This window comes from Paenibacillus sp. FSL R7-0204 (assembly GCF_038002225.1).
GTDB lineage: Bacteria > Bacillota > Bacilli > Paenibacillales > Paenibacillaceae > Paenibacillus_AQ.
This window is the reverse complement of the sequence record NZ_JBBOCA010000001.1, coordinates 6,374,479-6,399,609: the sequence shown is the minus strand read 5'-3', so window position 1 is coordinate 6,399,609 and position 25,131 is coordinate 6,374,479. Positions and strand designations below refer to the sequence as shown.

26 protein-coding genes are annotated in these 25,131 nt (G+C 51.8%); 19 read left to right on the top strand and 7 right to left on the bottom strand.

Annotation, left to right across the window (positions count from 1 at the left end; genetic code table 11):
• Window positions 1-15: 15 nt before the first annotated feature.
• Both tnpC and MKX42_RS27690 read right to left on the bottom strand, forming a co-directional pair.
• Window positions 16-1,482 (bottom strand): IS66 family transposase, encoded by a 1,467-nt coding sequence (gene tnpC, locus MKX42_RS27695; protein ID WP_340753767.1) that lies wholly within the window; start codon window positions 1,480-1,482, stop codon window positions 16-18.
• A 3-nt stretch (window positions 1,483-1,485) separates the two neighbouring features.
• Complete coding sequence (locus MKX42_RS27690) at window positions 1,486-2,013, bottom strand: hypothetical protein (protein ID WP_340756206.1); 528 nt, start codon at window positions 2,011-2,013, stop codon at window positions 1,486-1,488.
• A gap of 143 nt (window positions 2,014-2,156) precedes the next feature.
• On the opposite strand from MKX42_RS27690, the gene MKX42_RS33495 reads away from it, so the two are divergent.
• Complete coding sequence (locus tag MKX42_RS33495) at window positions 2,157-2,447, top strand: transposase (protein ID WP_445669346.1); 291 nt, start codon at window positions 2,157-2,159, stop codon at window positions 2,445-2,447.
• Here MKX42_RS33495 and MKX42_RS27685 read toward each other — a convergent pair.
• From MKX42_RS27685 to MKX42_RS27675, 3 genes are all read right to left on the bottom strand, one after another.
• Window positions 2,413-2,556 carry a hypothetical protein gene (locus MKX42_RS27685; RefSeq protein WP_340756204.1) on the bottom strand — a complete coding sequence of 48 codons (144 nt, stop codon included), beginning with the start codon at window positions 2,554-2,556 and terminating at the stop codon, window positions 2,413-2,415. The two genes, MKX42_RS33495 and MKX42_RS27685, sit on opposite strands and share 35 nt — an antisense overlap.
• A gap of 646 nt (window positions 2,557-3,202) precedes the next feature.
• Window positions 3,203-4,369, bottom strand: coding sequence for a tyrosine-type recombinase/integrase (locus MKX42_RS27680; RefSeq protein WP_340756202.1), 1,167 nt, complete (start codon window positions 4,367-4,369; stop codon window positions 3,203-3,205).
• Window positions 4,370-4,748: 379 nt separating this feature from the next.
• Complete coding sequence (locus tag MKX42_RS27675; RefSeq protein ID WP_036727508.1) at window positions 4,749-5,228, bottom strand: glutathione peroxidase; 480 nt, start codon at window positions 5,226-5,228, stop codon at window positions 4,749-4,751.
• 185 nt (window positions 5,229-5,413) lie between these two features.
• On the opposite strand from MKX42_RS27675, the gene MKX42_RS27670 reads away from it, so the two are divergent.
• The 13 genes from MKX42_RS27670 (at window position 5,414) to MKX42_RS27610 (ending at window position 17,720) form a co-directional block, all read left to right on the top strand.
• On the top strand, window positions 5,414-5,833 hold the full coding sequence (locus MKX42_RS27670; RefSeq protein ID WP_076082511.1) for an organic hydroperoxide resistance protein: 420 nt from the start codon (window positions 5,414-5,416) through the stop codon (window positions 5,831-5,833).
• A gap of 278 nt (window positions 5,834-6,111) precedes the next feature.
• Window positions 6,112-6,390: a hypothetical protein gene (locus MKX42_RS27665; protein ID WP_036727511.1), complete on the top strand. Its 279-nt coding sequence runs from the start codon at window positions 6,112-6,114 to the stop codon at window positions 6,388-6,390.
• A gap of 127 nt (window positions 6,391-6,517) precedes the next feature.
• Complete coding sequence (locus MKX42_RS27660) at window positions 6,518-6,916, top strand: thiol-disulfide oxidoreductase DCC family protein (protein ID WP_340757860.1); 399 nt, start codon at window positions 6,518-6,520, stop codon at window positions 6,914-6,916.
• A 196-nt stretch (window positions 6,917-7,112) separates the two neighbouring features.
• Window positions 7,113-8,273, top strand: coding sequence for a hypothetical protein (locus tag MKX42_RS27655; RefSeq protein WP_340756199.1), 1,161 nt, complete (start codon window positions 7,113-7,115; stop codon window positions 8,271-8,273).
• Window positions 8,270-9,541, top strand: a complete 1,272-nt coding sequence (locus MKX42_RS27650; protein WP_340756198.1) for a CpaF family protein — start codon at window positions 8,270-8,272, stop codon at window positions 9,539-9,541. The genes MKX42_RS27655 and MKX42_RS27650 overlap by 4 nt, the downstream gene beginning before the upstream one ends.
• 5 nt (window positions 9,542-9,546) lie before the next feature.
• Window positions 9,547-10,395, top strand: a complete 849-nt coding sequence (locus MKX42_RS27645) for a type II secretion system F family protein (RefSeq protein WP_445669395.1) — start codon at window positions 9,547-9,549, stop codon at window positions 10,393-10,395.
• 19 nt (window positions 10,396-10,414) lie between these two features.
• A complete protein-coding gene (locus MKX42_RS27640; RefSeq protein WP_340757858.1) occupies window positions 10,415-11,287 on the top strand; it encodes a type II secretion system F family protein in 873 nt (290 codons plus the stop codon).
• 13 nt (window positions 11,288-11,300) lie between these two features.
• Window positions 11,301-11,489 carry a Flp1 family type IVb pilin gene (locus MKX42_RS27635; RefSeq protein WP_340756196.1) on the top strand — a complete coding sequence of 63 codons (189 nt, stop codon included), beginning with the start codon at window positions 11,301-11,303 and terminating at the stop codon, window positions 11,487-11,489.
• Window positions 11,486-12,151, top strand: a complete 666-nt coding sequence (locus tag MKX42_RS27630; protein ID WP_340756194.1) for a TadE/TadG family type IV pilus assembly protein — start codon at window positions 11,486-11,488, stop codon at window positions 12,149-12,151. Before MKX42_RS27635 ends, MKX42_RS27630 begins: the two co-directional genes overlap by 4 nt.
• A gap of 71 nt (window positions 12,152-12,222) precedes the next feature.
• The gene (locus MKX42_RS27625; protein WP_340756192.1) at window positions 12,223-14,505 is read left to right on the top strand and encodes a hypothetical protein; all 2,283 of its coding nucleotides are present in this window, start codon (window positions 12,223-12,225) and stop codon (window positions 14,503-14,505) included.
• A gap of 13 nt (window positions 14,506-14,518) precedes the next feature.
• Window positions 14,519-15,520 (top strand): TadE/TadG family type IV pilus assembly protein, encoded by a 1,002-nt coding sequence (locus MKX42_RS27620; RefSeq protein WP_340756190.1) that lies wholly within the window; start codon window positions 14,519-14,521, stop codon window positions 15,518-15,520.
• Between the two features lie 25 nt (window positions 15,521-15,545).
• The gene (locus tag MKX42_RS27615) at window positions 15,546-16,055 is read left to right on the top strand and encodes an A24 family peptidase (protein ID WP_340756189.1); all 510 of its coding nucleotides are present in this window, start codon (window positions 15,546-15,548) and stop codon (window positions 16,053-16,055) included.
• Window positions 16,056-16,094: 39 nt separating this feature from the next.
• A complete protein-coding gene (locus MKX42_RS27610) occupies window positions 16,095-17,720 on the top strand; it encodes a DUF6382 domain-containing protein (RefSeq protein WP_340756187.1) in 1,626 nt (541 codons plus the stop codon).
• Window positions 17,721-17,762: 42 nt separating this feature from the next.
• Here the strand turns inward: MKX42_RS27610 and MKX42_RS27605 are convergent, their stop codons facing one another.
• Window positions 17,763-18,665, bottom strand: a complete 903-nt coding sequence (locus MKX42_RS27605) for a TIGR01777 family oxidoreductase (protein ID WP_340756186.1) — start codon at window positions 18,663-18,665, stop codon at window positions 17,763-17,765.
• A 22-nt stretch (window positions 18,666-18,687) separates the two neighbouring features.
• Window positions 18,688-19,152, bottom strand: a complete 465-nt coding sequence (locus MKX42_RS27600) for a DUF2621 family protein (RefSeq protein ID WP_209991726.1) — start codon at window positions 19,150-19,152, stop codon at window positions 18,688-18,690.
• A gap of 172 nt (window positions 19,153-19,324) precedes the next feature.
• Between MKX42_RS27600 and MKX42_RS27595 the strand changes: the two genes are divergently transcribed.
• The 5 genes from MKX42_RS27595 to MKX42_RS27575 all read left to right on the top strand — a co-directional run bounded on the left by MKX42_RS27595 (window position 19,325) and on the right by MKX42_RS27575 (window position 25,117).
• Window positions 19,325-20,452: a deoxyribonuclease IV gene (locus MKX42_RS27595; RefSeq protein WP_340756184.1), complete on the top strand. Its 1,128-nt coding sequence runs from the start codon at window positions 19,325-19,327 to the stop codon at window positions 20,450-20,452.
• A gap of 45 nt (window positions 20,453-20,497) precedes the next feature.
• Window positions 20,498-21,394: a formyltetrahydrofolate deformylase gene (gene purU, locus MKX42_RS27590; protein WP_340756183.1), complete on the top strand. Its 897-nt coding sequence runs from the start codon at window positions 20,498-20,500 to the stop codon at window positions 21,392-21,394.
• Window positions 21,395-21,669: 275 nt separating this feature from the next.
• On the top strand, window positions 21,670-22,452 hold the full coding sequence (locus tag MKX42_RS27585; RefSeq protein WP_340756181.1) for an SAF domain-containing protein: 783 nt from the start codon (window positions 21,670-21,672) through the stop codon (window positions 22,450-22,452).
• 29 nt (window positions 22,453-22,481) lie between these two features.
• Window positions 22,482-23,546 (top strand): hypothetical protein, encoded by a 1,065-nt coding sequence (locus tag MKX42_RS27580; protein WP_340756179.1) that lies wholly within the window; start codon window positions 22,482-22,484, stop codon window positions 23,544-23,546.
• Window positions 23,543-25,117, top strand: a complete 1,575-nt coding sequence (locus MKX42_RS27575; RefSeq protein WP_340756178.1) for an ATPase, T2SS/T4P/T4SS family — start codon at window positions 23,543-23,545, stop codon at window positions 25,115-25,117. Before MKX42_RS27580 ends, MKX42_RS27575 begins: the two co-directional genes overlap by 4 nt.
• Window positions 25,118-25,131: the final 14 nt, after the last annotated feature.

Below are 25,131 nucleotides of genomic sequence, written 5' to 3'. Positions count from 1 at the left end.
TGGTTACTACTTAGGTCACTTCAAAACAGGGTTACCAGAAAAGGCAAGAGATAGCGAGGCAAGGACAGGGAGTTGTTGTTTAATGTAGGTGGAGACGACGCTCCGTAAGCGGGCAAACCATTGCGCCGCGGCTTCTGTACGAAACGAACCGGAGACTTTTTGCTTGACCTTGACCATTCGGAGATCACGTTCGGCTTGGTTGTTATCAAAGGGAATTTCGGGACACCAAAGAAACTTGAGAATCGCTTCTTTGTACACCAAAAAGCGTTCTCCCAAGTTGCCGGCCCTGCTCTTAATGGCCCGTCCTTTTTTACACGTTTTGGCCCGTACCCAGTCTTTCGACCATTCACCTTCGCCCGTTTGGAGAATCGCGTCGTACCGTTTGCAAAACGATTGAATGACCTCCGTCTCCAAAGGAACCCCTGCTTGACGGGAACGCAGCGCCTGGGTCCAGCCCTCCGTCAGCAGATCCTTCATCTGCTTCGCCCACTCATGTCCGTCATGCTCGGCGATCCCGATGCATTCCCGGAGCAAATGGGCATTACACAAGGCATGGGAATAGCTATGATTCTCATTAAAATATCCTTTCATGCAGTCATGGACGACGGTCCCTGTATAAGTAGGTAAAAAACCGATGTCCTTCATCGCAGGCGCTCCCCGTTTGGCGTGCAGCTGGAGCAAGGTATACGTTTCGTCGGACATGACATGCATCCACTGAGTCCGTCCGCCGACCCGGCACCCGGTTTCATCCGCATGGACTTTGACTTTCTGATGCAACTGGGTACGGATATGCTCTTCGATGGGAGCGAACCGGTCATGGGCGGTCTCTAAAAAGGAAAGCAAGGTACCTTCGCTGGGCCGATACGTGGTCCAGTCCTCGAAGAGCTGAGCCATCCGCTGAAGCGGAAGAAAGTGAAAGGCATGCAAATACACCGTCCACGCCGCCATCCGGGGGCCATATTGGGCCGGAGCAGTGATGTGGGACGGGAAGGCTGCACGCTGGACTTTTTGGCAGCAAGCGCAATAGCGCTGCTCGGCACGAAACTCGGTGGTCCAGATGCGGGACACGGGAAGGTCGAATTCTTGACGCCGTTCTTCCCCCACACAAGGGGCATCTGCGAGCGAGCCTAAACAGTCCGGGCAGGTGGTTAATTCGCAGACCACGACTTCATCCGGATTGTCGATAACATGGAGCGTCGTCCCCGGATGGCCTTTCGGTGCGCCTTTGGGACCGCCAGGAGTCCGCAGATTGGGAGGCTTGCGAAGCCCGTCACTGGATGGAGGTTTGCTGCTGTTATGACTCTTCTGCTGGAGTTGCCGTTCCAACTCATGCACGCGTTTTTTCAGCGTTTGAATCTCTTTCGCCTGTGCGTCAACGATTTGTTGAAGGCGCTGATTCTGTTCGAGGAGCATCTGGATGAAGCCTGCAATTTCAGGATCCCCTTTACTGATCTGAAGGACTTGCTGTGGGCTAACATCCATACCTCATTCACCTCCCGGGTTTTGTCTTTTTTTCTTTCGACAAGGGAGAGTAAAACTCCTTTTCGGAACGTGGAACATGGCAGATATTTTTTCATGGATACCTAAGTAGTAACCTCCTCTGAATTTTTTATACGGAGCCCAAGACATGTGGGAGTTTGCCGCCGTAATCGTCGTAGAGTCAATAAGCAGAAGATCTTTAGGCAGATTCAGGTGCCGCCGGGTTTGCCGGTTACATTTCTGGGCGAGCATTTGAAAGATACGTTTGAAGATGTCGTAAGGGACTTCACCGGCCTTGCCGGAAAACGTGGAGTAATGAATCTCGGGCAAGTCAACGCTTGGGCCTAAGCGGGCACTTTGCCGGAAGCCGTCCCATTTGTGGTAACAGGCTTGGACAAAGTAATCGAGCAGCAACTCGACGGTCATTTTGGTTGCTGTATCCTCGTAGTCCTCGGTCTGTCCGGTCACCATTTGGACTTCTTCCGGTGTTAGTACTTGTTTGAAAACGGCTAAGAATGGGGTATATTTATTCATGAGGTCGCCTCATTTCGGTTTGGTTTGGTCGTACTTACCATTACCCGTAATGGCGGCCTTTTTTGTCCCTTTTTTTGGGAAATCAACACGCTTGTATATAATGCTACATAGAAACTAGACAGCTAAAAAGGAGATCCTTAGTTGTGCCGACACCGAGAAGAACGTTTACACCGGAAGAAAAAGCACGGATCGTGCTGGATATTCTAAAAGAAGAAAAATCCGTATCTCAGATCGCTTCCGAAGCAGGGATTCATGCCAATGTCCTGAATAGCTGGAAAAATGAGCCACTCAGAACCTGTCTCAATTGTTTGTGGGTGACCGAAAGGGCATCACAAAAACGAAAAAAAATGCGAACAGCAGATCGAAGAACTCTACGCCGAGTTGGGCAAGCTCACCTACTCAATTATCGTGGCTCAAAAAAATCTGGCCGCTAATCTCCCCCGGGACGAGCGTCTGCACCTCCTCGAATGGGACACTCTTGGCCTGGCGATTCAGGTCCAGGCGGATCTGCTCAGCCTCAATCGCTCTAGCCAGTATTACCAACCGGTCCCTCCCTCCTCGGAGGAAATTCGCCTCAAGCATCGGATCGACGAGCTCTACACGAAGCATATCTTCCTGGGCTGAGATTTTATATCAACGAGTACAGTAGTCCCCGTGAGACACGGCAGGGGGGCAACATTACATCCATTTGCATAATCACTACTTGCCTCATCAATCTCAGCAGAACTTTACACCCGCAGCAGTGTATAACCGTCAGGCTTTGCTCTTATCCACAACTGAGTAATGGAGGGAACTTCGTTCCCCTCCCGCGCCTTCGCTTGGGCTTTGCCCCAACTGTTCTCCGGGTGGCCTACGGACTTTGTAGTTATTTTCACACCTTAAAGATATCAAACTCTCTATCTTGACATCATGTAGCACCATAGACGAGCATAGGAATAAAATAGAAGGTCCTTTTTTCTTAACTAAAGAAAACTTCGAAATTTTCAAAAATATATCTTATTCTAAGATTGAGCGGCCACCGATAATAGTAACTAAGAATGGAAAACTTTATTTCTATTAGTCTAGCTGAATAACATTCTTTTTTTGATTGTAATAAAAAAGAGGGAGGACTCCTTATCTAGGATCCCTCTTTTTTATGTTACCTTTAACTAAAGTAGTAGTTTATACGTGCTGTTGCATGGAAGTTAGCTTATTTAATGTTTGGATTTAGTTTATTAAATTTATTCGCAGTCTCCCGACTCAAGAATTTTGAAACATGAGTATAAAGATCTGCAGTAACCTGTTGTTTGGAATGCCCTAAACGCTCTTGAATTGCTTTTAAAGACACGTCATTTTCTAATAAGATTGTCGCACAACTGTGTCTTAAATCATGAAAACGCACATACTTAAATTCATGCTTCTCTACGAAGTTTTTCCACCATTTACTTGGTTGTGTGTGATAAATAGGTTTTCCGAAGCCGGCATGAAATACGTAATTCTTATCCCCACCAAGCCACTTTTCTCCCAAAGCAATACGTTCTTTATCACAGCGCTCCTTATAAATTTTGAGTTCTTCCATATACCAAACTGGCATATCAACAGTTCTTATGGAGTCATCTGTCTTTGGTAATTTAATAATTGCCTGACTTTTTATTGTCAGCGAGATGCTTTTACTAATTTTAATAGTATGGTTTTCAAAATCTACTTCCGACCATTCGAGCGCTAGTAACTCCCCACGTCTAAATCCTCCGAGAATAGCACAGATGCAGAATAGTCTCCACATAATAGGTGCTTTATAAAGTAAGGTTATTACTTCTGCAGCCTCCTGCTCATCATAAAACTTTAATTTTTGTTGTGTAACCTTTGGTTTTTTGATGGATGCCATAGGACTTTGAGTCAGAATACTCCAATCCTTAGCACGGCTGAAAACATTCTTCATGACTCGATAAATGTACTCGATTGTTCCACTTGATAATGTTCCATTCGAATTGTCTTTTCTTGCACCAGGCTTACGAAGATCCTCCAGTAAGCTCAAAATGTGCATTGGTTTAATTTCATCGAGTTTGAGATGGCCAAGTGCAGGTAAAATGTGATTTTCTAAGTGAAAGTTATACGTTTTCAACGTTAAAGGGGAAAGCTCAGTCTGTGCATATTTGGTTTTCCACTCTACAACGAATTCAGGCAAGTACATTTTTGCAGGGGTTCTGTACATACCGCTTTCTACAAAAACAATGAAACGAGCAAGTTCAGCTTCGGCTTCTTTCTTTGTTCGAGATTTTATAGTTTTAGTTTTTTTAATCCTTTTACCTTTAGCGTTGTATCCTGCTTCGACTACAAGCAGGTAAGAATTAGGTCCGCGTTTTTGTATGCTTGCCATTATTACACCATCCTTAGTATGTATCTTTCCTTTAATCATTCTTACCTTGGATGATGGGTTTTATAATATTCATGTTGACGAATTGTTGACCAAATTCAACAAAAGCCATTATAATTAATCGAATTAGAACACATGAACAAATACAAAAAGCCCGCTACAACGGGCTTCGTCATATTTAATTTGAATTGATCCAAACTAGCCCACTACCTTGAGGGGGTAGTGGGTGTATACCCGTGGAGGTTCGAGTCCTCTCTACCGCATATTATTTCATAAAAGCTGAGATCCTTGATGATTCAAGGATCTCAGCTTTTTTTGAACCCAAAAACACCCTTCATACGGAACTAATCCGGGTATGAAGGGTGTTTTTGTTGAACCGGCTCTAGCGCAGCAGCTTCTCGATATCCTCTTCGATCTGATCCGGTGTTGTCTGCGGGGCGAACCGCTTCAGTACGCGGCCTTCCTGGTCCACCAGGAACTTGGTGAAGTTCCATTTGATACTCTTTGAGCCGAGTACTCCCGGTGCCTCTTTGGACAGATACTTGAACAGGGGATGGGCGTCGGCACCTTTGACGTTGATTTTCTCGTACATCGGGAAGGATACACCGTAATTGATCTCACAGAACTCGGCAATATCCTCGCTCTCACCCGGCTCCTGTCCGGCAAACTGATTGCTGGGGAAGCCCAGAATCTCAAAACCGCGGTCTTTGAATTTATCGTACACTTCCTGGAGACCCTTATATTGCGGGGTGAGTCCGCACTTGCTGGCTGTATTCACGACGAGCAGAACCTTGCCTTTGTACTTGGAGAGTGATTCTTCCTGGCCCCGCAGGGTGTTGGCTTCAAAATCATGGACATTCATGAATGATTCCTCCCGAACATTGATTTATCACAATTTAATTGTACACTATTCACCGCCGGAAGCAAGTTTTAAAAGGTAATAATGTGCCAGATCGTTTCAAAAATGTGAGGTTGTTTAAGTTAAGGATAAGTGTTCTTACAAAATTTGTGTTAAAAAGGAGAGCGTTAAAAATGAGTACATTGAAACTGAAACCCCTATATACTGCTACAGCCAAGGTTCGCGGAGGCCGTGAAGGTTCGGTCGAATCGTCCGACGGAGCGCTGAAGCATGATCTCAAAATTCCGAAGGAGCTTGGAGGTCCTGGCGGTGCAGGGACAAATCCGGAGCAACTGTTCGCGGCAGGTTATGGTGCATGCTATGAGAGTGCCCTTGCTAATATTGCCCGTAAAGAAGGCGTAAAGCTGCAGGATGTCGAGATTACCTCGAATGTGCTGATCGGCAAGGACGAGAGCGACGGAGGCTTCAAGCTGGCCGTGAAGCTGGATGTGAAGCTGCCGGGTATTGAGCGCTCTGTGGCAGAGGATCTGGCTAAGAAAGCACATGATTTCTGCCCATACTCCAAGGCGACCCGCGGAAACATTGAGGTTGAGCTGAACGTTCTGTAGAGATAGACAGCAATGTGAAATTGAATAGCATGGTTAACTGTAAGGCCAGACATTGAATGTCTGGTCTTACATGATGTTGAGCGCAGAGACACGGGTAGGAATGGACAAAGCTGGGAATAATGGCTAAATAGAGTCTGAGAAGGCCGGAAGTGTGGTAAATAGCGTGCAGGGCCTGTACTTTGGTTGACATCACCCCGGAAATTCTTTAATATGTCTAAGTATCTGTTAATGTCGCGCGTGTTATTAACTACCAAAAATTTAAATAATGGGTGATGAAGATGTCTTACAAACCGAGTATTACGAATGTGACCAAAGCCAGCAGCAATGATAAGGAAGGATTGTACGAGTTCATTATCAAGCTTGCTGACGGAACGGAGTGCCGCGCGTTCTACAACCGGTTTCCGGAATGGAAAATGACGAACATCAGCCGCCTGCTCAAGACTCCTTGTCCGGTATGCCGCAAAGATTTCATCTGCAAATGCATGGAATCCTTCACTGCTGATTTCGAAGAGCAAATGACCGGGGACGAATGGATTAACAAAGCAATTGCTGAATAATTGGACGAACGGACGTTGTAGGCGCGGGAGCTATCCCGCGTTTTTTGTTTTTTTTCAAAAGGGAATACGAATGTTACACTATGCTTAAGAGGAAGGGGGCGGCGATGTGGCTGAGAAGCGGAAGGATATGCAGGGCCAATCTATTGTGCTGATCGATGGGGTCTGTCATCTGTGCCAGGGAATTGTCCGGTTCATTATTCCGCGTGATCCCAAGGCGCACTTCAAATTCGCCTCCTTGCAGAGTGAAGCGGCCCGGGAACTGCTTAAGGCAGGCGGCCTGCCGGAGCAGCAATTAGACACAGTGGTACTGATAGAGGACGGCAAATATTATACAAAATCGGCAGCAGTGCTGCGGATTGCCCGCCGCCTACGCTTCCCGTGGCCCGCCGCCTATGTGTTCATCCTGATTCCGGGGCCGCTACGTAACGCTATGTACAGGATTGTGGCCAGGAACCGCTACCGCTGGTTCGGCCGGGATGAGCAGTGTCTGCTGCCGACACCGGATATGAAGCGCAGATTTCTGTAGCCGGTAAGGGGGATTCTGAGGGATTCTCTCAAATAGTGGTGAAAAAGATATTGCTGACTTCTTATATATATGCTACTATAGCAGTAAATTACAGGAACAGTAACGGAAGCACCGTTCAATGACCGTATTCACGGTTATTGGCGGTGCTTTTTTGCTGTTCTTTTTTTCTATGTATTCAAGAGAGGAGGAGGAGTTCATGACGGCAAGAATCGTGCTTGCAGTTAGGGAGAGCCAATATATTGAACCGCTGCTTCATTACCTTCATCATAGCGAATATGGGGAGATGCTGCGGATTACGGCTTTCAGCAGACTGGATGCTTTTATGGAATTTATGACAGGTGACGAGCTGCCGGATGCGGTAGCCGGTGACCCGTCCTTCATTGAAGCCTGGCTGGTGGAAGCGAGGAGTACAGTTCCCTGGGCTGTCTTAAGTGAAGGCGGAGAATTGCCGAATGGCCGGGATTTGGCGGGGGGAAGGCATATTGCCAAGTATCAGGCACTGCCGTCGTTGCTGGAAGCGATTCTCCAGCTGAGTGATCTGAAGCGGGTGCGAACGCCCGCTTTGCCTAAGGAAGAGACGCTGCTGCTAGGTGTCGTCTCAGCCAGCGGCGGCAGCGGCAAAACCACGGTAGCGTTGAACATGGCGAAGCAGCTTGGAGCGGTGGGCCTGTCCGTGTTCTATCTGAACCTGGAAAGTGTGGACAGCAGCGGCTTCATCCTGCGTATGCCGGGGAGTCATGTTCCCGGTCTTGAGCGGCTCTTGTATGAGCTTAAGGCTGGAGGACCAGAGAATAAGGGGGGAAGAGGGCAGCCGAAATGGACTGATTATGCGTTCAGACATGACAGTCTGCGGTGTGATGCCTTCCGGCCTGTGGAGAACTTCAAAGAGATGCTCCAGATGTCCCGGCAGGACACGCTGGATCTACTGGAAGGGCTGGCCGGAGCCGGAAGTTATGATGTGGTTGTTGTAGACACCGGCGCTATCGAAGAGGAACGGGCCCAGGCAGTTCTGAACAGGTGCGGCATTCTGCTGTGGGTGCTGAAGAATGACCAAGCCAGTATCCGCAAGGCGGAACGCTGGCTCGATTATATTGCCAGTCCGCACTCCGGCATGCAGCCGGAGCTGGTGAACAGGAGCCGATTCGTCATGAACGGCTGCACCGGAGGGGAGAATGAAGGTCCGCTATCTGCTGCCCTCCGGCTGGATGCTGTACTTCCATATATTCCATCCTGGGGGTTACAGCATTATGGAGAACTCTGCCTAAGCTCTCCCCAATTCATTGACGGTATTCAGCAGCTCTCCAGAGCTATAGTAGAGCCTGAATTGCCTGGGGTGTTCACCCGGATTCCTATATGAATGAAGAGATGTTCCGCGCCTTGCGCAGCGACATCCGTGCAGGGCTGGATGTTACCTCGGTCATCGGGAATGATGAACTGGCTGCTTATATCGAACAGATCATTCTGGAGCGGGAGCAATTACGCCTCCTGACTGCCCAGGAGAAGCACGAGCTGGTGAAAAAGCTATTCGATTCCTTCCGGGGGCTGGATATTCTCCAGCCGCTGGTGGATAATCCGGCGATCACCGAGATTATGATCAACAGCCATGAGGAGATCTTTATTGAGGAAGAGGGCATGATCCGTAGGCTGCCGCTGGCTTTTGAATCGGGGAGCAGGCTGGAGGATATCATTCAGATTATCGTCTCCGGCGTCAACCGTGTGGTTAATGAATCCTCGCCGATTGTAGATGCGCGGCTGCAGGATGGCTCGCGTGTCAATATCGTACTGCCGCCTGCAGCGCTGAAGGGTCCGGCCATGACCATCCGCAAATTCCCGGAGACACCGATGTCGATGGCAGAGCTGGTGAGGCGTGAAGCGCTCTCGGAGGAAGGAGCCGAGCTGCTGCAGATTCTGGTTGCTGCCAAATACAATATTTTCATCAGCGGGGGGACTGGCTCAGGGAAAACAACCTTTCTGAATGCTCTATCGCAGTACATCCCGCCGCAGGAGCGTGTCATTACGGTGGAGGATTCGGCAGAGCTGCAGATCGTTACGGTTCCGAATCTGGTCTCCCTGGAGACCCGGAATGCTAACACGGAGGGACGGGGGGAGATCACCATCCGTGACCTGATCCGCACCTCGCTGCGGATGCGGCCGAACCGTATTGTCGTCGGAGAGGTGAGGGGGGCTGAGTGTCTGGATATGCTGCAGGCGATGAACACCGGCCATGACGGTTCGTTGTCAACGGGGCATTCGAATAGTGCGCTGGACATGCTCAGCCGCCTGGAGACTATGGTGCTTAGCGCCGCTGATCTTCCGGTAACCGTCGTCCGTCAACAGATCAGCTCGGCGATCGATATATTCGTGCATCTGTCGCGGCTGCGTGACCGCTCACGCCGGGTGATGGAGATCAGTGAGGTTGCGGGTATCCGCAGCGGCGAAGTCATCTTGAATCCACTATATGAATTTCGGGAGTTGGGGGAACAGGATGGCCGGGTGCAGGGGAGGCTTGAGGTCTGCGGCAACCCGCTTCTGCATGCGGACAAGCTGCGGATGGCCGGAATCCATGATTATCCGCTCAAGCAGTACGAGAGCAGAAGCTCTGCGCAGGAGGCGAGTGTACCTTGAACGTAATGAAGAAGAGCGACCGGCATCCCCTAGCAAGGCGAAATAAAGGGTTCGTGAAGAGGGTGAAGCCCGTGCTGCCGGTCAGTGCATCTCAAGGGGGAGAGCAGGTGCTGCTGCCGGATTATACCGTATATGAGCTTAGCTCCCTGCAAAGAATGCTGGTCATTCTGGGTGCCGGAGCCCTGTTGTTCGGAATTGGTTACCTGTTCTATCACCGGCTGCTCCTGGCGGCACTGCTTGTCCCCGGAAGCGCATATGGGCCGCGGCTACTCCGCGAATATCTGCTGCAGCGCCGCCGGGCTGCGCTGAATCTGCAATTCAAGCAGATGCTGTTCTCGCTCTCTTCGTCGCTCTCCGCCGGGCGTTCGGTGGAGAATGCCTTCCGCGAGGCTGTGCAGGATCTGCGGATGCTTGACCCGGAAGGCGCAAGTGATATGATCTCCGAGCTGAATATCATTTGTGCCCGGATGGAGAACGGAGAGCCGATTGAAGATGCGCTCTATGAATTCAGCAAAAGAGCAGGAATGGAGGATGTGGAGCGCTTCGCAGATGTGTTCATGGTCTGCAAGCGTACGGGCGGGGATCTGGTTGAGATCGTACGCCGCACCTCATCGATCATCGGCGAGAAGTTGGATATCCAGCAGGATATAGCAGTCAGTATAGCCCAGAAGAAATTCGAGGCGAAGGCGCTGCTGGTCTCTCCGCTGATGATGGTGATGTTCATGAGTCTGAGCGCCGGAGACTATATGCAGCCTATGTATACTGGTGCAGGAATAGCGGTGTCTACACTGGCGCTGATTGCACTGTTCCTCTGTTATCTCTGGACCAACAAGATCATGGATATTCCGCTGTGAGGGAGGGTGAGTGAAGGGGATGTCATTGATCTGCGGTGCGATTCTGCTTCTGCTCGCAGCGGGCTGGCTCATTCTGAGGATGAGCTGCGGCAGCCGTTATGTTGCTCTGCGGGAGCTACCCATGGAGGGCCTGCGGCTGCGGCGGCTGGGAGAGCCTCTATTGTTACTTGTAGAGAGGGGCAGAATCGCCAGTTATCTCCCGTCCGTGATGTTCAGGATACAACGCTCGCTGCAGCGGATCTATGGTATGCGCTACAGTGCAGAACGGACCTTACTGTTCATGGGGGAGATGCTTAGCTACAGCTGGCTGCTTGCCGCAGGCGGAAGTGCGCTGACAATGCTTACGGGAGAGCAGGCGGGAATCATCCTCGGTGGGCTCTTGGCAGTTGCACTGCCGGTGGCGATGGTTAGCGATCTGCACAAAAAGGTACGTATGCGGGAGCAGAATATTATGCTGGAGCTTCCTGAGCTGCTGAACAGTATTGTTCTGCTGGTAGGCGCGGGTGAGACGGTTCAGCGGGCGATTGTCCGCTGTGTGAACAGCCGTCAAGGAAACAGCACCCATCCGCTCTACGCAGAGTTGATTAAGATGACGGCTGAATGGGACGGAGGTTACTCCTTCCAGCAGGCGTTCGAGAACTTCAGTAAGCGCTGTGCCGTGCAGGAGGTCTCCATCTTCACAACTACAGTGCTGCTTAATTACCGCAGAGGCGGGGCCGATTTTGTTCTGTCGCTGCGCGATCTGTCACGGATGCTCTGGGAGAAGCGGAAAGCGATCAGCCGCACACGCGGCGAACAGGCATCGTCGAAGCTGGTTTTTCCGATGGTGGTTATCTTCTTGATTGTGATTGTGCTGGTGGGAACACCGGCGATTATGATGTTAAAAATGTAGGAGGTAGAGGCGTATGTTAACACAGATGGTAGAAGGAGCAAAGGGCTTTTGGAGAGATGAGGAGGGGCTGGGAACGTTGGAGATGATCCTGATCATCGCTGTGCTGATTGCGGTCGTTCTGGTATTCCGTGAGGAGATTGTGAAGGTGGTTAAGGATCTGATCGGTACTGCCGGAGATAAGAGTCAGGAAGTCTTTGAGTGATTCCGCTGCGGAAGGATGAGGGGAGCTTCACTATCGAGGCTTCGCTTCTGCTGCCGATTGTTATGGGGATTACTATGGTACTGCTGTTCTTCTCCTTATATACCTATCAGAAGTCGATGCTGCTGCAGATTGCCTCAGCTACTGCGGAGCGGGCTGCTTATAACTGGGAGAATAGTAACCGGGCGGTAAGCGGAGAATTCCAGACCGGTAATGTTGATCCGCTGTACTGGAGAATCGGTGAGGATGGACTGTTGGCTTCGCTATTCGGTTCAGGAGCAGAGAATGGCAGTACGGCCATTACGCTGCCTGGTAATGCTGAAGAAGGAGGGCCCTTGCCAGTAGTGAAGCTGCGCCGGGCATCACAGATGGTGCCTGCCGGATTACAGGGAGAAATGAGCTATGTCTACGGATTGACTGGCCGCAGAATCAGTACGGAGCTGAAGAAGGTGCTACCTCTGCCTGTTCTGTATAATCTGCTGGCCGATAGAGCCGCGCCTGGGGTGTATGCCCGTTCCTACGTTACGGAGCCTGTTGAATTCATAAGAACGGTGGATCTCATGCGTTACTACGGCTCGAAGTTCAAACAGCATTCCTCCGCCGGCAAGGAGGGCACCGGGATGGAGAAGAAGCATGCAGCCCTGATGCTGGATAAGCTGAAATAAGGATGGCTGATGTTGGAGCGGCCAGTGCCAGTGCCGGGGTTGTTCAAGAATATGGTTAAGGGGAAGATCGGATGCGTATTTTCAGTCACGGGAGGTTCTTGAGCAAGTATCCCGGCCTGAGCCGCTGCTTGTATCGCGGATCTATATTCAGATGTCTTCGTTCAGCAGAAGGTTCGGTATCGGTCTTTCTTATTATGGTACTGGCGTTTGTATTTCTTTTTAATGCTGTGCTGATTGATTACGCACGGATTGCGGCGGTGAATGTGCAGGAGGAACGTCTGGCGAGAGCCGCTATACGCTCTGTAATGTCAGCTTATGACATTGAGCTGCGAGAGAACTATGGCTTATTCGCCTACGGCGGCGGGGACGGCAATCAGCTGCTATCGAAGGTGCTTAACGATAATCTTTACGAGAGCGGACGAGGTGATGCTTTTAACCTGCTGCCCGTGATGGTGGACTCCTCCTCGCTGGACTGGAGCCGTCCGCTGGGCACCTATGAGGTCTTCCGGCGGCAGATTATAGAAGAGATGAAATACAAAGCGCCGGTTGATTTCGCCCTGGAGCTGGCGGGCAAGCTTAAGCCGTTATCGGCAGCGATGACTGAGGCTTCACGGACAACAGAGATACTGGGTGACTTGCAGCCCTTATATGATCAGCGTGAGGAAGCGTTAGATCTTATGCTCCAGAAGCGTAAGGAAGCTGCTGACAGTGCGCAGAACCTGCAGAAGCTGCTGATGAATCCTCCGGGTGACAGTATTCCGGCGCGTTCGCTCGCAACCTTGGCCGCAAGCTCCGATATCCCGGCGATGTACGGGGATTATGTGAACAAGTATTATGACGATTATTACCGTCCCCCCAAGACATGGCCGAAGTACACTGCAGTGCTATCACAGTATCAGGTTCAGATTGGTGAAGTAACAGGCAAGATACCGGCAGTTCTGGCTGACTTCCAGGAGAAAAACAGCCGTCTGCTGGATGAAGCAGAGGCTACCCTTAAGCAGGTGAATGCGCTGAACCTTCAGATGAAGAGTGTCATTGATCAGGCAGAGGCGAACGCCAGTGCTGCGGAGGATGATCCTGCCCGCAACTGGGACATTCCAGACACGGCCGGAGAGCTTAGCTCAGAGCCTCTTAAGAAGCTGAAAGCACAGGTGGAAGGTCTTATCCTTCCTCCGGCTGAGCTTAGCGGAATGGGCGACAACATCGGGGTACAGCGAAGTACCGCGCTTCCCTTGGAGCCGCTGGTCTCGGGCTTGCCGGCTATATTAAGTGCAGCATCCGGGCTGTATGCCGACTATTCTCTTATGAGTGCAGGGGTTCTTAATGCTTCCAGAGCAGTTCACGGCTATATAAGCAGTTACGGGCAACACGGTGCTGTTATAACGCAGGAAGCGGAACAGATTGAGAACCGCCGCACTGCAGACAGTCAGCGTAAGCAGATAGAAGGGCAGGCGAGGAAGAAGCTTGGCGATGCGATGAAGCTGCTGGATCAGATCCGCGCGCTGGGAAGCAGCGCACAGGAAGCGATGGAGCAGTATGGCTGTCTGCGTCAATACTACCAGCAGAATGTCGCCTTTAACGAAGGTCTGGAGCAGGAGCCGGGGGCTGCTGTGAATACTGGCGATCAATACGCTGCGGGCAAGTCGTCCATGAAAGATATGGACGGGATTTATGCTGCTATGAGTAGTGTGCTGGCAGGAGCCAGAGACCGGCTGTACCAGACGGAGTATTCTGCGATGTATTTCCGGCATTTCGATCTGTCTGCGCTAACCTCACTAGCCTCCGGGTCTGATGAAGGATTCGGTGAGCAGCTGGGGGAGCAGCTGAAGCCGCAGGCGCAAGAGCTGGAATATATTTTGTACGGATTCTATAACCCTGCAGGCAATGTGGCAGCCGCTTATGGTGAGATCTTTGCTCTGCGGCTGGCTGTGCGGACGATGGAAGGCCTGATTGAGAAAGCCGGTATGGGGAATCCGCTTGTCGTCCTGGCCGCCGCACTGCTGTACGGCATTGAGCAGGCAATCCAAGATATGATACAGCTCTGCACCAAAGGAGAGATTCCCTTATCCAAATACATGACCGCACAGCTCAGCTATCGTGATTATCTTCGGCTGTTCCTCCTATTGCATGGGGGAGGGGAAGAACAGTTGTCCCGGATGCTTGCGCTGATCCGCCTGAATACCGGTATCAATCCGGTAGAGAAATATACATATGCCTCCGCCCGGATCACGATGGGCATGCAGCTTTGGTTTCTGCCGGGTGTAGTGAAGCTGGTGAATTACAGTGCCGGACTGCCAGGAGATGTGCGGGGCAAAGTTTATTTCAGACAAGCAGTAGCTGACTTTTCTTATTAAGGGGGACGGTGGAATGAAGCGCTGGCTGTGGAAATTACCGGACCCTAAGGATGAAGGCAGCATGGTTGTGGAGGCCGCATTGATTCTGCCTGTGTTCCTGTTATTTATCCTGTTCCTCATCTTCATTATCCAAATGACCTTGTATTCAACAGCGCTGCAGAGTACTGCTTCTGACACTGTCAAAATAATCTCAACCCATATGTATCCCGCAGCTCTGGCAATGCAGCAGCAGGAGGGGGAAGGTGGCGGCGGGGGAGATGAGGCCAAAGAAGCAGGTGAGGGTGAGCACTCAGATGATCCGAACTCCTCCAGCATCTGGAGCATTCCAAGGCTGTCGATAACGGAGTGGAGTGAGGACTACGTGGAGAAGCTTCCGCAGCCGATGGAATCCTGGGTCAAGGCTGTGGTCCGGGAGGGAGAAGGGCCGCTGCAGAAGGTGCAGGCGGGAGCATCCGAGGCCGCGCTGGATCTGGTGCTTAAGCCGATGCTGCGGCCTTATCTGTCCTCAGACCTGCTTGAATATAGCAGGGTTCATGTATCCAATGTCACTGTACCCGATCTGAGACAAGGGACGCATCCGTATTTCGGCATGGTAGTCAGCTATGAGCTGCCAATGCGAGTCCCGTTCCTGAATGAAAAAATCGTGCTGGAGGCCAGCGCAGTTGAACGCTTATGGGTCGGCAACACCGATTCTTCCGGAGAAGGAAATCCGGCAGAGCCTGCTGAGGAGAGCGGGACCATTATGATCCTGGAGAAGCCTAATCCGGGAATAGCGAATCACCAGGGCATCATCAAGGTGAAGGTGCCTCCCGGAGCATCGGCCAATCTGGCGATCTTTTACAAGAGCGGCCAGAGTACTGCCAAGTATCTGGGCTGGAAGCAGGCGGATGAGCACGGGTATATCGAATGGGAATGGAAGATCGGCGTGAATACTACGCCGGGTACCTGGCCCTTCGTGGTTAGTCTGGCTGATGGAGCTACGCTTCAGGCGACTTTTACAGTAGTCAAAAAATAAAAAAATAGAGAAAAGAGGAGCACGGATGACGGAATGGGCGTTATGGGGCTGCCTGCCGTTCCTGACAGCAGCATTATTCACAGATATACGCTGGATGAGAATTCCTAACTGGATCACACTGCCTGCGCTGATTGGCGGGCTGCTCCTGCAGTTGATTATCAATAGCTGGCAGGGACTGCTGTTTTCACTTTGCGGCAGCGGAGCAGGCTTCCTCCTTCTGCTGATTATGTATTTTATCGGGGCGGTGGGGGCTGGTGATGTGAAGCTCTTTGCGGCTATCGGTGCTTGGACAGGAGTGCTTTTCTCGCTTCAGGTTATTGTCTATTCGGTGCTCTTGGGGGCGGTCGTAGGCTGGATTATCATTCTCTACAGAAGGGAGACAGTACGTAGGCTGCGCAGCATGATTAGCAGAACAGCCGGGTTCTTGCTGCTTCGCAAGGTGAGTCTGGCCAAGGGCCGGGAGGAAGAACTGCTCCGGTTTCCTTTTATGCTGGCCGTGTTCCCGGGTTTCATCTGTGCTTATATTTATTTCTGATTTGGAGCTTATTGTTGACAGCTTAGGAGGTGAAGAGACTTGTTTGGACTAGAACGGGATTTCATCCAGCAGGATGGAATAACGATGCTGCTGGACAGATCGGAGGGGCTGAGCGCAGGAGAGCTGAATATGGTGCAGGCCCGGATGCTGATGACCAGCGGGATACCACATCATTTACGGTTGCTGCTCAGAGAAATAGATCTGAAGGTCACACTGGAATACACGGTTGCACGACGTAAAATGCTTGGAGCCCTGCTTAAAAGCGGAAAGCTGAGCATGACGGAATTCTTCGGGCTGATGCTGCAGATCGCTTCCGGGATGGAGGAGGGGCAGTTGTACATGCTGCGTACAGAGCAGTATGCGCTCCATGAGAATTTTATCTTTATCGAAGGTCCGCTCAGCAGCGGCAAGGTCTTCCTGACTTATATTCCGTTGGAACTCACAGAGCCTGCACAGAAGCCGGGAGAAGCCTTGAAATCGCTCATTATGGTCTTCATGGGAGCCATCCAGGAATTATCGGGTGACGGGATTCAGCGGCTGCTGCAATATTGCGGGGAAGAAGCTTTTAGTCCGGCGGGACTGAAGGAGCTGCTCGCAGAAATGCTGACGGAGGTTACACCCCATAAGGTCCATGTTGAAGGTGCTGAGCCTGCACATGTAAGTCCAATGGCTGGCGCAGGCACCTCTGGTGCTGTACCAGGAACGAGGATAGACTGGGTGCAGCCTTCCGGTTCGATGCTTAATCCCACGCCTTGGATGAGCGGTACGCCGCAACTGAAGCAGAAGGAGGGGTTATCAGGAGTTCAGGCAGCAACGGGTACAACAATGAGACCTGCTCTGGCTAAGGACAAGCAGAGTCCTTACAGGACATATATATTGCTGGGGGCATTATTAGGTGATGCGTTACTATGGAAGTTTTTCTACCTGAATGATCCCCAAACACTGTGGCTGGCAGTTTGTGCTGCGGTGACTCTGATACTTGCGGCTGCATGCTGGCTGGTATGGAGTGGAAGGCTGGCTTGGGGTGATGCAGAGGAAGAGATGGAAGCTCTGGGGGAGGGGACAGAGGATTATAACAGTACAGCCCGGAACCGTAAACTGAGGAGTGACCTGGAATGGGATTTCAGCAGGAATCCGGTAAATCAGCAACGCCCTCTTGCACCGGTCTACACTCCTCAGCAACAAGAAGCAACTGTGGGGGCCGGCGGATTCACAGCCGTACCGGCTGGCAAACAACAGGCTCCGGCGGGAATGACCGCCAGTAGTCCTTATAAGAAGGAAGCGGCGATGGCTACAGCGCTGCTGACCCGGGAACCCGTTCAGGATATAGGGAGCAGGCTTCCCCAGGCCGGAAGGACAGTGCCTTATCTGGAAAGAAGTGACCCGGATGACGGGGGAGCTCCCGAACGAATTGAGCTGAACCGGCCCAGCTTCATTATTGGACGCTCCTCTGAGGTGGCCCAGTACATTGAGAAATCGGAAGGGGCTTCACGGGTCCATGCTGAAATCTCCAGAGCCTCAGGAGGGTACATTCTGAAGGATCTGGATTCCAGGAACGGAACGCTGCTTGCAGGCGAAGCTATGGTTCCCTACAAAGAATATCCGCTGACCGAAGGCAGCGTGTTCACCATTGTTAAGGGTACCTACACCTTTCACACAGCGTAGCAGAGGTAGATGGGATGAATGGAATGGTGCGTTTGCAGCAGCCTACTGATTTTTCAGTTGCTCCAGTGCAGGCTGTAACGTGGGATAGTTGAAGGTGAAGCCGTGATTGATTGCTTTGGAAGGAAGCACACGCTGGCCTTCCAGCAGAATCTCTGACAGCTCACCTACAGCGGTTTTTAGCAGGAACGCCGGAAGGGGGAACCAATGCGGGCGATGGTAGACCTTGCCGATCATCCGTCCGAACTGTTCATTAGTGACGGGCTGTGGAGCCGTGGCATTAACGGGACCCTCGATCTCAGGCTGAAGAATGCAGAATTCGATCAGGCGAACAATGTCTGTGAGGTGAATCCAGGACATCCACTGCTTACCGGTCCCGATTTTGCCGCCGAAGCCAAGCGAGTAAGGCAGCTTCATTTTGGGAAAAGCACCGCTCTCATTGCCAAGCACAACCCCAGTGCGCAGCTTGACCAGACGGATACCGGCATAGGCTTCATCTGCAGCCTGCTCCCAGGTCTTGACGACCTCGGAAGGGAAATCGACAACCCGGGTCTCGGAAGCTTCGGTGTAGGTATCCTGTACGGATGTACCATAAATGGCGACAGCAGAGGACTGGATGATCACGCTTGGCTTATGCTGGAGTGAATTCAGCAGCTTCCCGGCAGCGGCAACGGTTTCAAGCCGCGATTCCATAATCGCCTGCTTCCCCTTAGGGGTCCAGCGCTGGCTAAGCGAAGCTCCGGCAAGATTAATCATCGCATCTGCGCCTTCTGCCGCTTCAGGATTGGATGCCAGGCTGTCCCAGGTGAGATAGCTAAGTCCCGGATGCTCCAGCTTGTTCTCGGGGTTCTTGCGGCCGACACTGATGATCTGATGTCCGCTGTGCAGCCAATATCCGGTAAGCTCGCTGCCGATGAATCCGCTGCTTCCGCAAATGATATATTTCATAGGGATTGCTCCTTAATATGCTTTATTTGACCAAATGCTTGTAAGGCGCGTAGTCAATGCCGTTCTTCTCCAGGAAGGTGATCAGGAACCTGTTGTCGCGCCGGGGCGTAGCGATAATGTACCCTTGGATACAGTGCTCACGGGTAACCTCCGTGGCATGGCTCTCTACAGCAAGCTTGCCGATCTCAGCAGCGATAGAGTGCTTGGCAATGTCGCGGAACGGGCTGGGCACCGGCTGTACAAGCTGGTCCAGAAAAGACTTCATCTCGTCACTCCACAGTGGACGGCTGCGTTCCACCCAGTAATTCTGCCAGTCCAGCTTGGATTTGCCGTCAGCCTTAGGCAGCACCTTCAGAAATTTGCGGAACATAAAATAGCCGCCGATGCACATGCTGCCCAGCAGTAAAAAGGTCCAAAATGCGATAGAGTTCATAAACCAGTTACTTGGAGACGTGGATAATAAGCTTGAGGGTAAATGGAAATGCATGAATACACCGCCTTTGACAATGATGATTGTCACTTTCCTTTTGCTCCTCTTGAGTATAGCGTATTTCCTTAAGTTTGCGAAGCGGAAGCGGCCTTTCGGGGCTTGCCTAGATTTATTCTTCCGATCACGGTAGAATAAGGGTTAATTCGTGAAGGAAAGAGGGAAATTAAGCATGCTGAAAATAGGTTCACATGTGTCCTGCGCGGACAAGGGTCTCCTGAGCGCGGCCAATGAAGCAAATGAGTACGGATCTACCTCGTTTATGATATATACGGGAGCGCCGCAAAATACGCGCCGGAAGCCGATTGAGGCGATGTTCCCCGAGGAAGGCAAGCAGAAGATGCGGGAGAATGGTGTCGGAGAGATTGTGGTTCACGCTCCTTACATTATTAACCTGGGCTCCTACAAGGAGAATACCTACCAGCTGGCAGTAGATTTCCTGCAGGAGGAGATCCGCCGGACCCATGCGCTTGAGGTCAAGCATATTGTCCTGCATCCGGGTGCATTCACTGACAAGGATGCTGATTACGGCATTCAGCGCATTGCAGACGGCCTGAATGAGGTGCTGGGCGGTACGAATGAGACTGATGTGCATATCGCACTGGAGACGATGGCGGGTAAAGGCACAGAGATCGGCCGCACCTTCGAGGAGCTTGCCTCCATTATAGATAAGGTTGAGCATCATGAGCGTCTATCCATTTGTCTGGATACCTGTCATATTCATGATGCCGGATACGATATCGTGAACGATCTGGACGGGGTGCTGAAGAAGTTCGATGATACGATCGGCCTGGAGCGGCTCGGCGTGATCCATCTTAATGACAGCAAGAACCCGCGCGGAGCGGGCAAAGACCGTCATACACCGATTGGCTCCGGCTACATAGGCTTCGAGACGATTAACAATGTAGTCCAGCATGAAGCACTCGCAGGTCTGCCGTTTATTCTGGAGACACCCTGGATCGGCAAGGATGCCAAGAAACTCCGTCCCATGTATGAAATAGAAATCGCCCTGCTGCGCGGCAATGTCGCTGAACGCTTCGGTGCGGAATTCCTGAAGGAGCTGGAAGAGCTGCATGCTTTTTTTGCCAAGCAGGAGCTGGATTCCCGCCGTTATGTGCTGGAGGTGTGGGAGCTGCTGAAGAATGACGCCAAGGCCAAAAAAGCAGATCCCCGTGAACCGCTGGAACGTCTCTATGATCAAGTCATAGCTGCCGGATTATTCCCTCAGCTTAGTGAGGAAGCTGTTAATCACCGGCTGATCGCCTGGCTTGCAGGCAAACAGCTGCTCGTGAAGGCATAGACTCACATAGATAACGCAAGCAGATGAGAGGATGAACGGAGAACTATGGAATTACATGTGAAGAGAGAGCATTCAACAGGCAGAGCATATCCCGACCGGGCGCGTATGCTCATATCTTGTCCTGACGGACCGGGGATTGTAGCGGCGGTATCGCATTTCTTGTATCAGCATGGCGCGAACATCGTGCAGTCGGACCAATATACGATGGACCCGGACGGCGGAATGTTCTTCATGCGAGTAGAGTTTGACCTGCCTAAGCTGGATGAACGGCTGGAGGAGGTACGTACCATCTTCGGCGGTGTTGCGGAGCGCTTCAAGATGAACTGGCAAATCTTCAAGGTGAGCCATAAGAAGCGGCTGGCGATCTTCGTCTCCAAAGAGGACCATTGTCTGGTGGAGCTGCTCTGGCAGTGGCAGGCGGGCGACCTGGATGCAGATATTGCGCTTGTGGTCAGCAACCACACCGATATGCAGGGTTATGTGGAATCCTTCGGCATTCCGTTCCATCATATTCCGGTTACCGCAGAGACGAAGGCTGAAGCTGAAGCGCGTCAATTGGAGGTTATCGGTGAGGATATCGATGTGATCATACTGGCCCGGTATATGCAGATTATCTCCCCTTCATTCATCGAGCATTACCGGCACCGGATCATCAATATCCATCATTCGTTCCTGCCTGCCTTCGTCGGCGGTAAGCCGTACGCCCAGGCCTATCAGCGCGGAGTCAAGATCATCGGGGCGACTGCCCATTACGTGACCGAGGAGCTGGACGGCGGGCCGATTATCGAGCAGGATGTTCAGCGGGTCAGCCATAGCGATGATGTGAATGAGCTGAAGCGCATTGGACGTACGATTGAGCGGGTGGTTCTGGCCCGTGCGGTCAAATGGCATATTGAGGACAGAATCCTCGTGCATCACAACAAAACGGTAGTGTTTAATTAATCAGCAAAGTCTTGCAGTCAACGTTACAACCACTCCGGTAAAAGTCAGCAACCCTGCGTAACGCAGGGGATATAGAACATCGTTCTGGTCTGGCTTTTACCGGCATTCATCTTCAGCGGGAGCTTCCCGCAGCCTCAGGCTTCACAACCTCACAAGGATAATCGAATACACTTCTCAACCACTAAGGTAAAAAAGCATTTTGCCGGCATTTTGGACATAAGCGCCAAGATGTATTTTGCTATGTGCAGAAATCACATTCAAAGGGGGTAAAGGGCTTGTCAACAAAGCACGGACGTCTATTAAAACGCAATTATTTCTTCGCCGGACTCATCCTGCTCATCGGCTTCGGCGGACTGCTCGGCTATGATCTCTACTTCAAGCCTTATGTACTGTCACAGACCGTTGTCAAAATCAAGGTGAACGGCGGGGGTTTCCTGCCGAAGAATCATGAGCTGACAGCGGAGAATCTCTATCTGGATTCCGTACAGACCAAAGACATCCCGGCAGGGGTCGTCCGTAGTCTGGAGCAGGTGGAACAGAAGATTACGAATGTCAATCTGACGGATGGCAGCATTCTGACCGAGTCACTGGTGGATGTAAGCGAGCTGGAACCACAGCAGGACGAGGGGATTTTCCCGATTCCTAAAGACGCCATCTATGCCATTAACGGTTCTCTCCGCAGCAGGGATAAGGTAGACATCTATCTGGTCGAAGGAGACTCGCCCGCAAAAGAACGGAGAGGATACAGTCCGGCTGCTGCTGCATCTGTAACTACTCCCGGAGGAGGGCAGGCTTCAGACGCTTCTTCGCTGCCGGAAGCAGAGGTTCCGCCGGAAATCCCTGCGCGCAAAGTATTCTTAAGCGGAGTGACAGTAAACTACGTGCGTACGGAAGATAACAACGATGTACTCGACTCGGAGAACGGCAATAACAATAACCGTTTTACTTCAACCGGGAAGGTGGCAGCCCCGGAGCTGAAGCTGAAGAAGAGCGACGGTGAGCTGCTGGGAGCATATCTCGAGCAGGGCAAGAAGCTATGGATTGTTCGGGTGGAGTAGAAGAGAAGACTGAAGGGAGAGGAATGAACTTGAGAATATTCAGTTTGGGCATAGATCAGCTGACGATCAATGAGATTAAGCTGGCAGGATTCACCGTTATTGCCCAAAGTGTGCTGCCTGAGCCTGAGCATGCCGGAGGGCATCTGTTAATGGTAACGAGCGAGCAGGTGCCGGTAGCGGAATTAAGAGAGCTGAGAGTCAGGTATCCGGACTCTTCGATTTTGTACATCTATTTGCACAAAGGGGTGCGGGGTTACCAGGCTATACATATGCAGTGTGAGAGTCTTGGCATATTTTTCATGCCCCCGCGCTCAACCTCAGCGGCCATCATCGATAAGCTGCGCTATATGCTCGAAGATGAGCATAAGGAGAGCGGTAATGTAGTAGGCTTCTTCGGCTCGGGGCCAGGTATTGGCTGCACGAGTATTGCCAAGCTGTTCGCCAGAAGAATTGCTGCTTCAGGGCTGCGGGTCATTATGCTGGGTCTCGATCTGTACGATCCGGGCTATGACCGGAAGACGGCGGTTAGTCTGGACAGGCTGCGGCCGCGGATTACCGGTAAAATGCTGCATGATGAGGACTTCAACGCGCTGGTGAAGCAGGAAGGCTATGCCTATCTGCCCGGGAACTTCGATTATCTAAGCGCCCAAGATTATCAGGAGGAGGAGATCGAATATCTGCTGGCGAGAGCAAGTGAAAGCGCAGATGTGGTGATTGCGGACTTCGGATCGATTCCCGAGAGCGCCGCGTGGTATGTGGGGATGCAGAAGTCGGTGCTGCGCATGATCGTAACACACCCGAGGCATGAATACAGGCTGCAGCCCCTGATGGAGCTGGCCGGACACATGGACCTGCATCCGCAGGACTTCCAGTGGATTATCAACCGCAGCAATGTGGAAGAGTTAACGTCACCGAAGAGCCTGGCTCTGCGTTTTGGAAGCGAGCTTCTGCTGGAGCTGCCGTATTATCCATCTTTTCCGGAGAGTCTGCCACTGGGCAAAAAAGAGCTTCAGCAAGTGGACGATAAGGTCCACGCACTGCTTGTATCACTGGGCCTCGCCCAGGAAACCCGTAAGAAGGGGATATTTCAATGATGAACAACAAGGATGATAGCTTTCCGTTGCAGCAGAAGCGTGTGCTGTCCGGATGGACTCCGCTGGACCCTGAGCAGGGAAGGAGGCAGGGGCAGCGGGATGAGAGCTTACAGGCAGTGCCTGGACTGGCGGACGGAACGCAGAGCAGACGGCTATTCTCACTGAAGCAGAGCGTACTGCGTACCAGCAAACCCGGCAAAGTGGACTTCTACAGCTTCCTGCACACCATGAAAAGTGAAATGAACGCCGGGCTGGAGCGTGAGGATGACGGCTATTTCGAACTGAATGCGAAGGCGCTGGTTGGTGATCCGCAGGCGGTCAGCTTTTTCATGAACGAGATTGAGAAATATCTGCGCCGGACCCCGTTTACCGGGAAAGTGCCGGAGGCTTACCGCACAGCCGCTGAAGCGCTGTTTCATGAATGGAAGGGCTTCGGTCCTGCTTACCGCTGGTTCACAGACCGGGCCTACAGCGAATCTACCGGACTGCAGATGATCGGGCGGCAAATTTTTTATAACCATCAGGGGAGGTTTGTGGCGTATCCCTATGAGATGCCTTCGCTCGACCGGGTGGAGCAGCTTAAGCGCTCTCTCCTCAAAAGCGATCCGGGCAAGAAGCTGAACAAGGATAATCCTTCCGTGGAATTCAAAATGGATGATCCCCTCTGGCCCGGCCGGTTCATCCGTCTAGCCATCTGGGTCTCCCCGCGGGTCTGGGAGGGCTTCACTACCATCTCGCTGCGGCGGCAGGTCGTTGAATTTCTGGATTTGGATGATCAGGCCGGCACGGAATGTATTCCTGCGGAAGCGATTGATCTGATTCGGGCGCTTACCGGGACGTTTCGCAACACGATTATTGCGGGTGCCGTAGGCTCGGGTAAAACCACGTTTGCCAACACGATTGTCGGCGAGCAGCTGCTCGGCTCCTCCTCCTGTATGGGCGTCGTGATGATCGAGAAGCACCCGGAGTCGATTTTACCTTATCAGATCAAAGGCCACCGGATTATTCCCATTCAGGCTTCTAATGAGGAATTGATGGAGGTCGGAGTGGAGTCGCTGCGGCATGACCCGAACATTCTCTACATGACAGAAATGAGATATAACGAATGGGAATTCTATCTGTGGAGCGGCGAGAAGGGCTATGACGGCATTACCGGTACTTTTCATACCGTAGATTCGGAGGATGTTCCATATCAGGGGGCGTTCGCTGTATCTACACGGATTGGCGGCAGTCTGAAGGGGCATTTAATCTCAGCGCTGAAATCCTGTGAGCTGGTGTTTATTCTGGAGAGTGTCCCGGATGGTAAGAAACGGCTGGCGCGGATCTCCGAGGTCTTTTATGAAGAGGCCAGTAATTCAGTCTTCGCCAATGATCTGATGCGCTGGGAACCGGAGCAGGCGGGCTGGACCTATAATGACAAGCTGACCCAGGCGTTGATCGACAAGATGAAGAAGAAGAATGCCCGAGCGGCACGGATGCTGCTGCAAGAGCTTGGACATCTCGCTGCACAGAAACCGATGATTGACCCGCTGAAGGAAAGTCTAAAGTCCAAAATCGTTTTGAACGAATGAGAGGAGGGAGTGCC